Origin of the sequence: Flavobacterium gillisiae (assembly GCF_900107635.1) — a bacterium.
Lineage (GTDB): Bacteria > Bacteroidota > Bacteroidia > Flavobacteriales > Flavobacteriaceae > Flavobacterium > Flavobacterium gillisiae.
Genome location: NZ_FNRD01000016.1, coordinates 72736 through 86416, shown reverse-complemented (window position 1 = coordinate 86416; position 13681 = coordinate 72736). Strand labels below are relative to the sequence as shown.

General features: G+C 34.3%; 10 protein-coding genes. All 10 read right to left on the bottom strand.

The window, feature by feature from the left end:
* Nucleotides 1-58: 58 nt before the first annotated feature.
* Nucleotides 59-817 carry a metallophosphoesterase gene (locus BLV35_RS18125; RefSeq protein ID WP_091093550.1) on the bottom strand — a complete coding sequence of 253 codons (759 nt, stop codon included), beginning with the start codon at nt 815-817 and terminating at the stop codon, nt 59-61.
* A gap of 80 nt (nt 818-897) precedes the next feature.
* Nucleotides 898-1389: a hypothetical protein gene (locus tag BLV35_RS18120; RefSeq protein WP_091093547.1), complete on the bottom strand. Its 492-nt coding sequence runs from the start codon at nt 1387-1389 to the stop codon at nt 898-900.
* 71 nt (nt 1390-1460) lie between these two features.
* A complete protein-coding gene (locus tag BLV35_RS18115) occupies nt 1461-4568 on the bottom strand; it encodes a type I restriction endonuclease subunit R (protein WP_091093622.1) in 3108 nt (1035 codons plus the stop codon).
* 22 nt (nt 4569-4590) lie between these two features.
* Complete coding sequence (fic, locus tag BLV35_RS18110; RefSeq protein WP_091093545.1) at nt 4591-5466, bottom strand: protein adenylyltransferase Fic; 876 nt, start codon at nt 5464-5466, stop codon at nt 4591-4593.
* Nucleotides 5459-6634 carry a restriction endonuclease subunit S gene (locus BLV35_RS18105; RefSeq protein WP_091093542.1) on the bottom strand — a complete coding sequence of 392 codons (1176 nt, stop codon included), beginning with the start codon at nt 6632-6634 and terminating at the stop codon, nt 5459-5461. Before BLV35_RS18105 ends, fic begins: the two co-directional genes overlap by 8 nt.
* Nucleotides 6631-7674 (bottom strand): virulence RhuM family protein, encoded by a 1044-nt coding sequence (locus BLV35_RS18100; protein ID WP_091093540.1) that lies wholly within the window; start codon nt 7672-7674, stop codon nt 6631-6633. The genes BLV35_RS18105 and BLV35_RS18100 overlap by 4 nt, the downstream gene beginning before the upstream one ends.
* Nucleotides 7675-7677: 3 nt before the next feature.
* The gene (locus BLV35_RS18095) at nt 7678-9225 is read right to left on the bottom strand and encodes a type I restriction-modification system subunit M (protein ID WP_091093538.1); all 1548 of its coding nucleotides are present in this window, start codon (nt 9223-9225) and stop codon (nt 7678-7680) included.
* A 501-nt stretch (nt 9226-9726) separates the two neighbouring features.
* Entirely contained in the window at nt 9727-11727 is a 2001-nt protein-coding gene (mobC, locus tag BLV35_RS18090; RefSeq protein ID WP_091093534.1) for a conjugal transfer protein MobC, read from the bottom strand.
* A gap of 105 nt (nt 11728-11832) precedes the next feature.
* The gene (mobB, locus tag BLV35_RS18085; RefSeq protein ID WP_091093532.1) at nt 11833-13149 is read right to left on the bottom strand and encodes a conjugal transfer protein MobB; all 1317 of its coding nucleotides are present in this window, start codon (nt 13147-13149) and stop codon (nt 11833-11835) included.
* Nucleotides 13146-13586: a conjugal transfer protein MobA gene (gene mobA, locus BLV35_RS18080; protein ID WP_091093529.1), complete on the bottom strand. Its 441-nt coding sequence runs from the start codon at nt 13584-13586 to the stop codon at nt 13146-13148. Before mobA ends, mobB begins: the two co-directional genes overlap by 4 nt.
* Nucleotides 13587-13681 lie beyond the last annotated feature (95 nt).

Sequence of the window (13681 nt, the reverse complement as noted above, 5' to 3'; positions counted from 1 at the left end):
AAATATCAATTAATTGATAGATAAAGTCAATTGATTACTTTACAATTTGTTGACTTATTTAAATTGAGATAATAGCTTTATCATTGAATCCAACATTTTCATTGTATTTGATGTATCCCAATTGATTGGTTAATAGTTTTGTGTTTTCAATTTCAAAATCACCAACATTGCAATGATGATGTCCATAAATCCAATAATCGATAGTATTATTTTCTATAAAGAGATCTAAGTTTGTTGCGAAGGCTTCATTGATTTTGCTGTCGGCATATTTTTCAGGATAATTGATAAATGTTGGCGCATGATGTGTTACTACAATTGTTTTCTCATTAGCAGTTTCCTGTACTGCTTTCTTAATAAATGCCAAACTTTCTTGATGCAGGATGTTATAATCATCCGGATTGAATAAACGATTCTTGTATTTAATTACTTTAAAGTCAGAAAGACTTTCTTTAATAAGCCACTGTCTTAAAGGCGAAATGTTAGACCATAATGTTGAAAAAATCAGATTAACACCTGAAATTTCTTTAACGCAATTGTTTACTAAAAAAATATTGTGACGGATTTGCTCCTCTAAAACACCACTTTTTTCTGTAATGTTGTAATAGTAATATTCGTGATTTCCAGGAATCCAAAAAGTCATTTTAAAATGCTCTGAAATGTAATCGAAGAAATCCTGATGTTCATCCATTAAGGCAAACGGCACTATATCACCAGCTAAAATTAGAATATCTGCTCCTGGTTTAATGGGGTTTTGAAGTATATACTTTTTATTTTCGGGGAACTCTAGATGTAGGTCGGAACAATATTGGATTTTCATACGAAGGAAGTTGTTTAGTTTTTAAAAAATAAGGAATTTCCTTTTCTAAGTTAGAGAGTTTTGACGTAGATCAAAAATCTTTAATCTTCCTTATCAAAAAAATCGTCAATATCAAAATCATCTTCGTCAAACCGATCAATCTCGTTAGGAGGGATGGCGCCAGGTGGATTGAATAGACACCATTCATCCCATATGTGGTTGTTAGTATCAAAACCATTTACCCAATCGATGAATAGCAATTGGAATTCATCGAGTTCTTTCCGGATGAGTGTTACATATTCTAAATCTTTGTAGCTTTCATAAAAACGTAAACTACCCACTTGTACATACAATTGCATGGCATGATCTCTAATAATAGCGGCGTTTTGCATGCGAATACTATATAAGTCGCCACCTTCAGCCCCAGCTATTTTAGCAGGAATGATCATTGCATCAGCTCGCATAAATTCTTTTGTATGCTGAATATATTCGTCCTCTTCGGGTAAAGAAGCCATCAAGCTTTCTACTAACTGGAAAATTAGTTCTGCTTTTTGGTAGATAGGTAGGTTTTCGGTTTTATCAAAGTTGGACATAGCTGTTTAGTGTATGATTGTAGGAACGGATTATAAATCCGCTCCATCGGGTTTTGATAGAGATATAAATTTTATAATTGCCCACCAACACCTTTAAATTTCTCTATAAAGGCACTGATCTTTTGAAAAACACTTTGTTTCTTTGCTAAATACTGAGGATTTAAGGGACTCATTTTAGGTAAAATAGCGTTTAATTCGGTGCCGTTTTCACTTGCAAATTCCCGTTTTAAAGACGCAGCTATGTATCTCTTTGTAGCCTCTTCATTTAAATTTTCATCTATTATTAATTCTGAAGCTTCTTTTTTCTGTTTTTCTTGTGCATACTTGAAGAAAGAATCTATAACATTCGCTTTATCATGAATGGTTTCAAGGTCTGTTTCATTAATGAAATCTACTACTAAATTCTCTTTTGCTCTATTGCCAATGCTTGCTCTAATTACCCTACGGATTTCTTCAATTAAGGTTGCTTTATCTTTGTTCTTTTTTTTATGCTCAAAAATCAATTCAAGAATATAATCCAAGTTTATTTCTTGCGATTTAAGCAAGTCAATTTCAAATACCACATCATCCCAATCAATAGTTGACTCTTCAACATCTTTGCCGTTTTTCTCTCGTCGTAACCAATCGCGTATATCATTATAGGTTGAGCGATAATCTTGAATTGTTCGTTCTGGTAATAGTTTTATCTCTAGCATAGTAGCTAGTTCTTCGTCTGTTACAAAGTTAGTTTCTTTAAATGCTTCAAGAGCTTCAACGTCGTCAACATCTATTGTTTGAAGAGTTTTTAGATTATTGAATTCATCGTAATTCTGCAAAATATTTTCTACACGCAAGTACTCTCCAAATAGTTTTGAGAATTCTTTTTTGTCTTTTTCTCTTTCAATTTCGTCTGGTTTTGGGAACTTTTCATTTAATTCCTTAACTACATCCATAAAACCTCTTCGTGCTTCTCCAGTAGCAATATCTGTAAAGCCCTCTAAATATTCTTTGTAGCTCTTTTCGAGTACTACATTTTTAGTGTTTTTATCGCCAAATAAGGTAATGGCATCTACAGTAGCCATTTCTAAATCTCTAAATGTAATAATGTTTCCAAAGGTTTTTGTAGCATCATTGATTCTATTGGTACGAGAAAAAGCTTGCATTAATCCATGATAACGTAAATTCTTATCTACAAATAAGGTATTCAATGTTGGTGCATCAAATCCAGTAAGAAACATACCTACTACTATAATTAAATCGATTTCTTTACTTTTAACCCGTTTGGCAAGATCACGATAGTAGTTTTGAAATTCGTTACTTTCCACGCCAAAACTAGTTTTAAACATGGCGTTATAGTCTTTTATTGCTGCTGTTAAAAATTCTTTGGCACTACTATCCATCGCCGATGGCTCAAAGTTTTCTTCAGGTATTTCACCAGCAGCACTCTGCTCTTCATTGGCGGCGAAAGAAAATATCGTTGCAATTTTTAAAGGCTTCACTAAATCTTTTTGAAGACGGTTTAGTTCTTCATAATAACATTTAGCCGCTACAACACTACTTACGGCAAACATGGCATTAAAGCCTGTGTTTCCTGCGTGACTTCTGTGCGTTTTTATTCTGTAATTTTTTAGAATGTATTGAGAAACTTCTTTGATACGAGCCGGATGAAGTAATGCTTTTGTGTTTTCTGCAGCCGTTAATTTTTTCTCATCAACTTCTGTTTCAAAGCTTTTAAACTTAGGTTGCACATTGTTGTAATCTACTTTGAATTTCAGTACTTTTTCATCTCTAATGGCATCCGTAATAACATAGGAGTGTAATTCGCGACCAAATACACTTGCTGTTGTTTCTGCACCTAAAGCATTTTCAGGAAAAATAGGCGTTCCTGTAAAACCAAATTGATAAAACTTTTTAAATTTTTTATTCAGGTTCTTTTGCGCTTCACCAAATTGAGAACGGTGTGCTTCATCAAATATGAATACCACTTGTTTTTGATAGATGGCTAAATCACTTTCGCTTTTCATTAAGTGGTTTAGCTTCTGAATAGTTGTAACGATAATTTTATTATCTTCTTTCTCTATATTTCTTTTTAAACCAGCCGTACTATCAGAACCGTTGACGCTATCAGGAGAAAAGCGTTGGTACTCTTTCATAGTTTGAAAATCTAAATCCTTACGGTCTACTACAAAGAAAACTTTATCAATAAAATTTAGATTTGTGGCTAGTCTTGCTGCTTTAAAACTAGTGAGAGTTTTACCCGAACCTGTTGTATGCCAAATGTAGCCTCCGCTTTCTCTATCTGACCATTTTTTAGTATTAAAGGAACTTTCTATTTTCCACAGCATTCTCTCCGTTGCAGCGATTTGATACGGTCGCATTATTAGCAAGGTATCACTTGTATCAAAAACGGAGTAGGTGAGTAGTACATTTAACAACGTATGTTTTTGAAAAAAAGTTGCTGTGAAATCTTTCAAATCTTTAATCAAAGAATTATCCGACTTAGCCCAGTTCATTGTAAAATCGAAACTGTTTTTATCGCGTTTCACAGTGTTAGCAAAATAACGACTGTCCGTTCCATTAGTTATTACAAATACTTGCAAATACTTAAAAAGGGAGTTCTCACTATTAAAACTTTCTTTGCTGTAGCGATGTACTTGATTGAACGCTTCACGGATCGCTACTCCACGTTTTTTTAATTCTATTTGCACCAACGGTAAACCATTTACTAAAACGGTTACATCATAGCGATTAGAATGGGTGCCTTTTTGTTCGAATTGCGAAATTACTTGCACTTTGTTACGAACAATATTCTTTTTATCTACTAAGTAAATGTTTTGGATACGTCCATCGTCAAAAACAAAATCGTAGATATAATTTTCATGTAACTTCCTTGTTTTATCTATGGTATTATCACTTGGTCGATCTAAATACTCTTCTACAAAACGAGTCCATTCATTGTTAGTAAACTCCATATTATTAAGCGCTTGCAATTGCACTCTCACATTAGCTAACATAGCTTGTAGCGTAGTAAGGTTAGTAGGGTTTTCATATCCTTGATTGATTAAATCTTGGATGAATTCCTGTTCTAAAGCCGCTTCTGTTTGATAACTTGCAGGAGCTTCATTGACCTCTAAATACTTGGTGAATTTATCTAAAACAATGAAGTTGTTTGATTCTGCTATAGTGGTGTATTCTTTCATTTCTATTAATTTTTTAGTTTGATTATTCATTTTCTTCATAATAATATGAATAATCGATGCCTTTCATATACATTTCTCTGCTGTTAATGTCAGTGGTAATTGCTGTCTTAAGTAGTGCGTTTAAAACGCTGCTATCTACCGAACTTATAATCATTGCATTCATATAATTGGTTTTGCTTATTTTGCTCCAATCGATGCATTTTTTTTCTTGTTTTTTCAATATCAAGTCTAGCCAAATTCGGGTACTTCTGCCGCTGCCTTCCATAAATGGGTGTGCTTTGTTCATAGCCACATATTTTTCTACAATTTCATTAAAATTGGTTTCGGGCATAGTGTCTATTTTTAGCAAAGTACTATTTAGATAGTGTGCATATTCAAATCTATATCCTCCTTTTGAAATATTTTTAGTTCGTAATTGTCCAGCAAAATCATATAATCCCCCAAATAAATAAGCGTGTATTTGTTGTAAACCTTTGGCTGTTCCTACTTCAAGACTCTCTACAAAACTGGTTTCAAATAAGGCATACGCCTTGGTTTTGCTCTTGCCATCTATACTTTCTGGGCTATAAGTAAACCAATTGATAAAACGGTTGGCGGTTTTGCTAGGGAATTGTTTCCCCAAGGCTATTATACCTTCATAGTCGAGCATATCTGTTGCATATCGCTTGCCATCGTTAGCTACTAATTTCAGTTGGGTAGTGTTACTAACCAACTCACTATTTTCTTTCTTTAGTTTAGCTTTTAGGTATTTCCAATAGTTTCGGTTTTTAGTGTAATCTTCTTTGTTTCTTAAAACCGCTACCATATCTAACACGCTAAACCACCATTTGGCATTTTCATCATCCCAAACGGCTCGCACTTCGCGATCATCAAAAAAACGTATAGAAATTTTAGACATTTTGCTGTTTGAACGTTAATAACAAATCTCTATAATACTCGTACTGTTTTTTTCTTAATTCAATTTCTTTTGGCAAACCTTCGCTTATTGAAGTAGTAAGCGTGTCGAATTTATCAAGAATAGAAACTATGCGGTTTTGTTCTTCCATTGGTGGAATTGGAATACGATATTCTAAAATTTTATCTTTATTACCACGAGGCATCTTAGCACCCTTAGCGTGTTGCATATTATATTCAAAGAAACTGTCGTCAGCTAAAATTTGATATAAAAACCTTGAGGAAATATTTTTATCAGTTGGATGAATAACCAAAACATCACCGTTTGTGCCACCAAAGCAATCTGCAAACCAAATTTTCTTTAGATATGGTCGAATATTACCTATTAAGATGTCGTTCTTATTGAATTTTGTTGAATTTCCAGATTGAGGAACGTGAGTAGAAATTGTTTTACCTTCACGATTTTGTAATAGATTATCAACACCTACGTAATTTTTTTCATCTAATTTTTCGGAACTTATGCGTTCTTTTGAATAAATTGCAACCTCTCCCAAAGTCTTCCATTCCACTTTTCTATCATCACAGATTAGTAATTTCTCTCTATAATGACTATACTGCAATTTTCGTGCTGTAAGCTCTGCTGTAAGCTCTGCTGTAAGCTCTGCTGTAAGCTCTGTAAAAGAATCAAGAATTGCAACTATTTTTTGCTGAATTTCGAGTGATTTTTTAGGATTTTCTGGGCAGGGAATTGGGAATGAAATATCTTTTACCATTGGCTTGGTAAGTTGAGGAATCCCATTTTGAGGTACATTGTATTTATCCTCAATAGTTTTCATATAATAGTACGCAAATTTTGGATTTAACTCTACTTTTGGTGTCAATACTAGTAGCCTTACTATTGGAAAAAAAGGTTTGTCTCGATAGCTAGTCCACCCGATTGTACCCCTAGCAGATATTGTTAAACTTGGTTTCTTTATTTTAGGTATGTTTGTCCAGCCATAAAGAGACTTCTTATCAATACCATTTGATAGAATTGGAATATTAAACTCTTTTGTTTCAATTTCAGATAATGCTTCTTTAGGAACATCTCCACCAGCAAATATATCAAAAACATTACCCAAAGGTTTCCATTCCACTTCCACGCCATCCAATAATTTTTCTAAATAACTCATGCTTGATCTTCTTTGTTAGGTAATTGTTTATTAAGCATTCTGTCAAAATCACTTTCAAACAAGTTGTCTTGTACGATTCTATATTTTTCAAATTCGGTCTCGGCATGTGCTTTGGCAATTTCTGCCGTTACTTTGCCTGCATTTTGGAGAATTTCTCTATCAGTTGCTTCTATAAATCTGTTCAAGCGCGTTTCCCAATCTTCCATAGTTAGCGGAATTTGTCTCAAAGCCATATCTTCGGCAAGGTCCAGATAAGCAGAAACCAAACGCTGTAATTGTTGCATCTCTATTTCGGATAGATAATTTTTAGCAACAGCAACATCAAATTTTTGAATTTTACCCCTTGGTGCATCTTTCCAAGTAGCTAAACCCATGTTTTCTTTTTGATGGTTGGCTCTGTTTACAATGAGTTCTGCTGCAGTATTGCCGTGAATTGCCCAATGTAATTTGTTTTGTACGGTGGCAAAAAAGCGTTGGGTTGCTTTGGCAGTTACGTCATAGTCAATTGCTGTGGCGTATATATCGGTTATTTTTTGATAGAATTTTCGTTCGCTTATTCGAATTTCTCTTATTCGTTGTAGCTGTTCTTCAAAGTATTTTTTACCCAGAATGGTGCCGTCATTTTTCAAACGTTCATCATCCATAGCAAAACCTTTAATTGTAAATTCTTTTACAATTTGCGTTGCCCATTTTCTAAATAATACGGCTCGTTCAGAGTTTACCTTGTAACCTACGGCAATAATTGCAGAGAGGTTGTAGTGTTTGGTTTGGTAATTTTTTCCATCGGTGGCAGTTATCCGGAAATTCCGGACAACTGAATTTTCATCTACTTCATTATCGGCAAAAATACGCTTTAAGTGCTCATTTACGGTGCGTATATTTACATCATACAAAATGCCCATCATTTTTTGTGACAGCCAAATGTTTTCATCTGCATAAATAACATCTACACCTCCATCTCCTGTGGCAGCAATAAATGTTAAGTATTCTGCAGCAGAAGATCTACTAATTGATTTGCTATTTGTTTTCTTCTCGTCCATGATTTAGCTTTCTATTTCGTTTATAATGGTATCAATATCCACACGCAGCTTATCAATTTTTTTTACTGTTTTGGCAACTTCCTTATTCAATTCGGTAATGTCAATCTTTTCACGATTGTCTTTTGCTTCTACATAAGAACTCACAGATAGGTTGTAATCGTTATCTGCAATTTTAGTATTGTCGATAGAAATGGCAACATGAGGCACATCTTCTTTACGATCAAATAAGTCCATTATTTTTTCAATATGCGCATCGGTCATCATATTGTTATTGGTTACCTTTTTGAAGAAATCTTCGCCGCTGGCATCAATAAATTGTGTGGTAGTATCTGTCTTATGTTTAGAAAGTACCAAAAGCGTAACCGCTATAGAGGTTCCATAAAACAAATTGGGAGCTACGGATATAATGGTTTCTACAAAGTTATTATCCACTAAGTATTTTCTAATTTTTTGTTCGGCACCACCACGGTAAAAAATACCGGGGAAACAAACCAATGCAGCTCTTCCTTTTGGAGATAGATAATGCAATGCATGAAGCACAAAGGCAAAATCTGCTTTTGATTTTGGTGCTAATACACCAGCAGGTGCAAAGCGGTCGTCGTTGATTAATGTTGGGTCTTCATCTCCAATCCATTTTACCGAATAGGGAGGATTAGATACAATAGCATCAAAGGGTTTTTCATCGCCTAATTGTGGGTCTTTTAGCGTGTCTCCCAATACAATATGAAACTTATCGTAATTGATGTTGTGTAAAAACATGTTCATACGCGCCAAGTTGTATGTTGTGTGGTTTATTTCTTGGCCATAAAAACCATCTTCGATAATGTGATTATCAAAATGTTTTTTGGCTTGTAGGAGTAAAGAACCAGAACCTGCTGCAGGGTCATAAATTTTATTTACAGTGGTTTGCTTGTGCATTGCCAACTGTGCAATCAATTTCGATACATGTTGTGGTGTAAAAAATTCACCTCCTGATTTACCAGCATTAGCTGCGTAATTGGAGATTAAAAATTCATAGGCATCCCCAAAAAGGTCAATTTCGTTGTCTTCAAAATTTCCGAAATTTAGTTCTTCTACGCCCTTAATCACCGCTGCTAAACGACTGTTTTTATTTTCAACAGTATTTCCTAATCGAGAACTTGTAGTATCAAAATCGGCAAACAATCCCTTGATATCTTCTTCTGATGGATAGCCATTCGCTGAACTTTCAATAGCAGTAAAAATTGTTTTTAAATCGGTATTCAGGTTTGGATTGGTATTCGCAGTTTTAGTAATATTTACAAAAAGTTGACTAGGATAAATGAAATATCCTTTTGTTTTTATCGCATCGTCTTTTATTTCTGCTACTATTTGATCATCTGCAAAATTGGCGTAATCTACACTTTCATCACCACCCTCAATATATTTTGTAAAATTTTCACTTATAAATCGGTAGAAAAGCGCTCCTAAAACAAAATGTTTGAAATCCCATCCATCTACTGAGCCACGTACTTCGTTGGCTATTCTCCATATTTTCGCTTGTAATTCTGCTCTTTGTGCTGTACTTGTCATTATTATTCTTTTTGTAAATCTTTTGGGTTAACTTATATTATTTTATGTAAAAAAGTACTATTTGCACTTTATGAAGGAATTCAAATTATTCTAGTACTGTTGATTCCGTTCTTTTAAGGTCTTTACTGATACAGTTTATTGCTGTGTAAGTAAAGGCATCTAAATTACTATTATATCTCAAAAAAGAGGAGATAAAACTATAATTATTCTTTGAATTTGTATCATTTATTTTTTACTTCTTACTATTTTTTTCTAAATATTGAATACTTTTTAGTTAGTTCTTGTTCGCTTCTTGGAGCATAGGTGGTTATGGAACAAGATTTATTTTTTGGTGCTCATTTTTACATACGTTCGTTATTATGAACAAAAACAATCAATTTGTACATAATAACAAACATTTTTGCGTTTGTTTCTTGAATGGTTTTATATAAATAGAATACTTAGAAACTCTATTGGAGCATTATGTAATTAAGTCTGCTTGATAGTTGATATTCTTTTCAACTAACCCTCTTGCACCAAATGTTGTAAATCAGGATCATTTTTGATACGATCCAATTCACTTTCGATAATTAAAACAATATCTCTTTTTATCTGTTTGTAATTAGCCTCAATTTCAGTCTTCATATTGTCTTGTCCGTTTTCATCAACGAAAGATAGGATTACCGGTATTTTTTTATAATCCTTGGTTTCTGCAGCTACTTTCTGATTGTCTACCACAATTTCAGAATGGAAAATTTTCTGTTCAATGCGTTCATCAAAGTTATCTGCAACAGCTCCTACAAAGATTCCTTGCGTAAGTGTAGAGATTTTAGAAGCTGGAATCAGACTGTCTAATTGTGTGGAAATTGAAGTTGATTTATCGTTTCGATTAATGGTTAGACTCTGACGCTTCTGCAATACTTTTCCAAAGCGTTCAGATAAGCTTTTGGCTGTTTCTCCCACAACCTGACCACTAAAGATATTCCCCACAGTATTTTGGATTACCTTACTTTCTTTATCGCCATAATCTCGTGTCAATTGCGAATAATCTTGAAAACCCAAACATACCGCTACTTTATTACTTCTGGCGGTGGCTATCAGGTTATCCAAACCTCTGAAATAAATTGTTGGTAACTCATCAATGATCACGGAGCTTTTTAATTTTCCTTTCTTATTGATTAATTTTATGATTCTAGAATTGTACAAACCCAGTGCCGCCGAATAAATATTTTGTCGGTCAGGATTATTTCCAACGCAAAGAATTTTAGGATCCTGAGGGTTATTGATGTCTAACGAAAAATCATCTCCAGTCATAACCCAATAAAGTTGAGGCGAAATCATTCGAGACAAAGGAATTTTTGCGGAAGCGATTTGCCCTTGCAACTGATCCTGAGCACCACCTTGCCAAGCATCCATAAACGGAGATAAATAGTTTTCGAGATCAGGGTAGGAAGTAAGGATGGTAAATACATCAACATATTTTTTGTTCAGTAATTCAATAGCATGCGGAAAAGTACAGTACTTTCCGTTATCATAAATTTTCAGATACCAGATAATGGCGGCCAGTAATATAATTGGAGATTCCACAAAGAAATCCCCTTGCTTTTGTATCCAACTGCGGTTAAGGTTCAACATAATGGTATAAGCTGACTCATAAGCATCTGAGATGTCCGTCATGAAATGGGGATTGATGGGATTACATCGGTGACTTCTGCTAGGATCATCAAAGTTGATAATATAGAATTTTGGTTTAACGGTATACTTATCGCTATGCTTTAATAAATGATTGTAAGCAATGGTGGAAAGATCATCGAATTTGAAATCGTAGATGTACATCGAAAATCCTTTTTCAATGTGCTGCTTGATGTAGTTATTTATAATAGCATAACTTTTTCCAGATCCAGGTGTTCCTAAAACAATGGAGGCTCGAAATGGATTTACTACATTAATCCAACCTTCATACCATTTTCCTTTGTAATAAAACTTGGTTGGCAAGTTAACAGAATATTCATTTTGCATCAATGTGGTTTCTTGCATAAAGCTTTCATTCTCATTATTGAAAACATCGTCCATAAGATTGGTACGCAGTAGGCGGCTAATCCATACACCAGCTACCATTAACGAAATATAACCCGCTGAGGTGGTCAAAATATATAGGGAAGTAGCAATCTCGGCTGACAATTTTAATAAGGGTATGTTGAGAAAGAAAAGTATAAATCCAATGATTAAGGCACTGTATATTTTTGTCCAACTAATTTTTTCGTTTTTTACTCCTTTTGTTCCCAAACAGCTTAACGCCAATAAAACCAAAGCAAATAACTTGGTATACAAAGTATGAGAAAATAGGTTGGCTGTTCGTTGGAAATTGCCAAGTATTTTATTGATGATTTCTAGCGTGCAACCTTTTTCTAAGAAAAAACTATAGCAAAACCAGTAAAAGTGCATCAATAATAATAGTATGCTTACCGCACGCATGAAAGCCATTATTTTGGCAAGTCCTCTTAAATCGTCTTCTCCTTGCATAGTAGAAATATTTAAAATGTAACGAGCGAAAGTAGATCAAACGTAAAGGAATCTGAGGTAACTGACCTCCATTGGCGTTCATTGGCATTTGTTTTCTCGCTGAAACTATTTCTTGCCGCGATGATTGTTTCGATTCGTCTTTTTCTTCATTTGATTAGCAAATGCTTGCTCTTCATAATCTTCACCTTGTCCATTTGGTAACAAACTTCCAAGGCTTTCTACAAGACTAAAATCAGTAGTAGAATGGGTTGAATTATTTCCATTAAGGAAATCGAAAAGGGCGTGTGGTTTTTCATTTTCGGGTTTGGAATCTTTCTCTTTATTTTTAGGTAAAACTGTTTTGTCAATTTTAATAGGATTCGGAACTTGGTGAGTTCCATCCTTTTTCCATAGTTCATTAAAAACGTTGGCAGATAAATTTTTACTCAATTGGGATCCATTCCAAACAGTACGGGATTCGTGGTCGATAAAAGTCATTCCGTATATTCGCCCTTGGTCATTTCTTCGAACAACGGTATTAACTCCCTGATCTATTAATTGTTTTTTTAAGTCAGTTTCACTAGTTGTGGTGTGTAGGGCAACTTCAATCGAATTTTTCAGGATCTCTTTTAAAGGTTCTGTTTTCATTTTAACTTTTGATTGTTCAAAATGATTTTGTAAACTTTCCATTCCAGCCTGTTTTCCAAAGAGAGAGGATTTAAACGGATTTGTTGCTTTTTCTCCTTTATTATCCAATGCAAAATAGATGAGTCCTTGCTTCGTCTTACCTTGAATTTCTCCTGTTATTTGTTCGGCAGTGATATTAAATAGAGAGAGTAATGCGTTATAAGCTCCTAAACTTTGATACTGGTAATACTTTGGCAAATGCCGAATTACCGATGCTATTTGACTTTTTATATTAGCTTCTTTGTAGTCAACAGGTTTGAAAATTACTTCTTTCGAATTGTGTTTCTTTTCAGTAGCAGGAAGTAATTGATATTTTTGTTCCAGTTCGCGACAAGCATTCATAGAGCGCAATTTCTCATAGGAATCAGATAACTTTTTACCGTAACGATCAACGCAGGTCGAAACGATATGAATGTGCGTTCGCTCAATATCAGTATGTTTAAAAACTACATAAGGCTGGTCACCATATCCCATAAGGCCCATGTAATCTTTCGCAATCTTTTTGAAGTCATCATCAGTAACACTATCATTTGGATTTGGATTTATTGAGATGTGCAAAACAGGTTTTTCTGTTCGTTTATTTGCCATTAAATAAGGTTCAAAAGACCTGTATAATTGATTGACGGTAAACTGTCCATTGACTGTTTCTCTTATTCTATGGGTCGCTAGTATTGCTCCATTTTCTTGGTCAACTTTTAATTGGTTATACGAAAGCGCACCAATTATATTTGCACCACGACCAATTTTTGCTATCATTTTTCTTCTTGTTTCAAATGTTTCAGTTCAAACTCTGCTGTTAATTGAGCGATATCGCGACATAACTGCGCTAATTCTATTGTTTGTTTTTCCAATTTAAAGAGGTAAGCTGCTGCTTTCTTTTCGGAGAAATTGCGGTACAATATCTTCACAATTTGATTGTAATTGACACCAACTGCACGAAATTGACCATACAAAGTGGTTAAGCGCATATAATAATCCATTGCTGCCATATCTACTTTTACCGTTTTTATTTGCTTTTCAAATAAAACAGAAGTAATAAAACGAGCTTTATTGTCTAATCCCGAAGCTTCAAAAAGCGAAAGGAATTTAGCATTTTCCTGATCCGTTAAACGAAAAACATAACGATGAATGCTAGGATCCTTTTTGGGATTCCTACCACCTTTGTGTTGTTTTTTGTTCTCTTGATTCTCCATCATCATTCCAATTTTAATTTTTAGAAAACCCCGACTTCGGAGGGAGTTTTAGCCCCGCCGCGGCGGGTAAGTTGTTTTGAGGCACGGAATTCATT

What these genes read in the sequence shown, in the direction of transcription:
- BLV35_RS18125 (WP_091093550.1), bottom strand. Translation starts at nt 817, where the DNA reads ATGAAAATCCAATATTGTTCCGACCTACATCTAGAGTTCCCCGAAAAT.
- BLV35_RS18120 (WP_091093547.1), bottom strand. Translation starts at nt 1,389, where the DNA reads ATGTCCAACTTTGATAAAACCGAAAACCTACCTATCTACCAAAAAGCA.
- BLV35_RS18115 (WP_091093622.1), bottom strand. Translation starts at nt 4,568, where the DNA reads ATGAAAGAATACACCACTATAGCAGAATCAAACAACTTCATTGTTTTA.
- fic (WP_091093545.1), bottom strand. Translation starts at nt 5,466, where the DNA reads ATGTCTAAAATTTCTATACGTTTTTTTGATGATCGCGAAGTGCGAGCC.
- BLV35_RS18105 (WP_091093542.1), bottom strand. Translation starts at nt 6,634, where the DNA reads ATGAGTTATTTAGAAAAATTATTGGATGGCGTGGAAGTGGAATGGAAA.
- BLV35_RS18100 (WP_091093540.1), bottom strand. Translation starts at nt 7,674, where the DNA reads ATGGACGAGAAGAAAACAAATAGCAAATCAATTAGTAGATCTTCTGCT.
- BLV35_RS18095 (WP_091093538.1), bottom strand. Translation starts at nt 9,225, where the DNA reads ATGACAAGTACAGCACAAAGAGCAGAATTACAAGCGAAAATATGGAGA.
- mobC (WP_091093534.1), bottom strand. Translation starts at nt 11,727, where the DNA reads ATGCAAGGAGAAGACGATTTAAGAGGACTTGCCAAAATAATGGCTTTC.
- mobB (WP_091093532.1), bottom strand. Translation starts at nt 13,149, where the DNA reads ATGATAGCAAAAATTGGTCGTGGTGCAAATATAATTGGTGCGCTTTCG.
- mobA (WP_091093529.1), bottom strand. Translation starts at nt 13,586, where the DNA reads ATGGAGAATCAAGAGAACAAAAAACAACACAAAGGTGGTAGGAATCCC.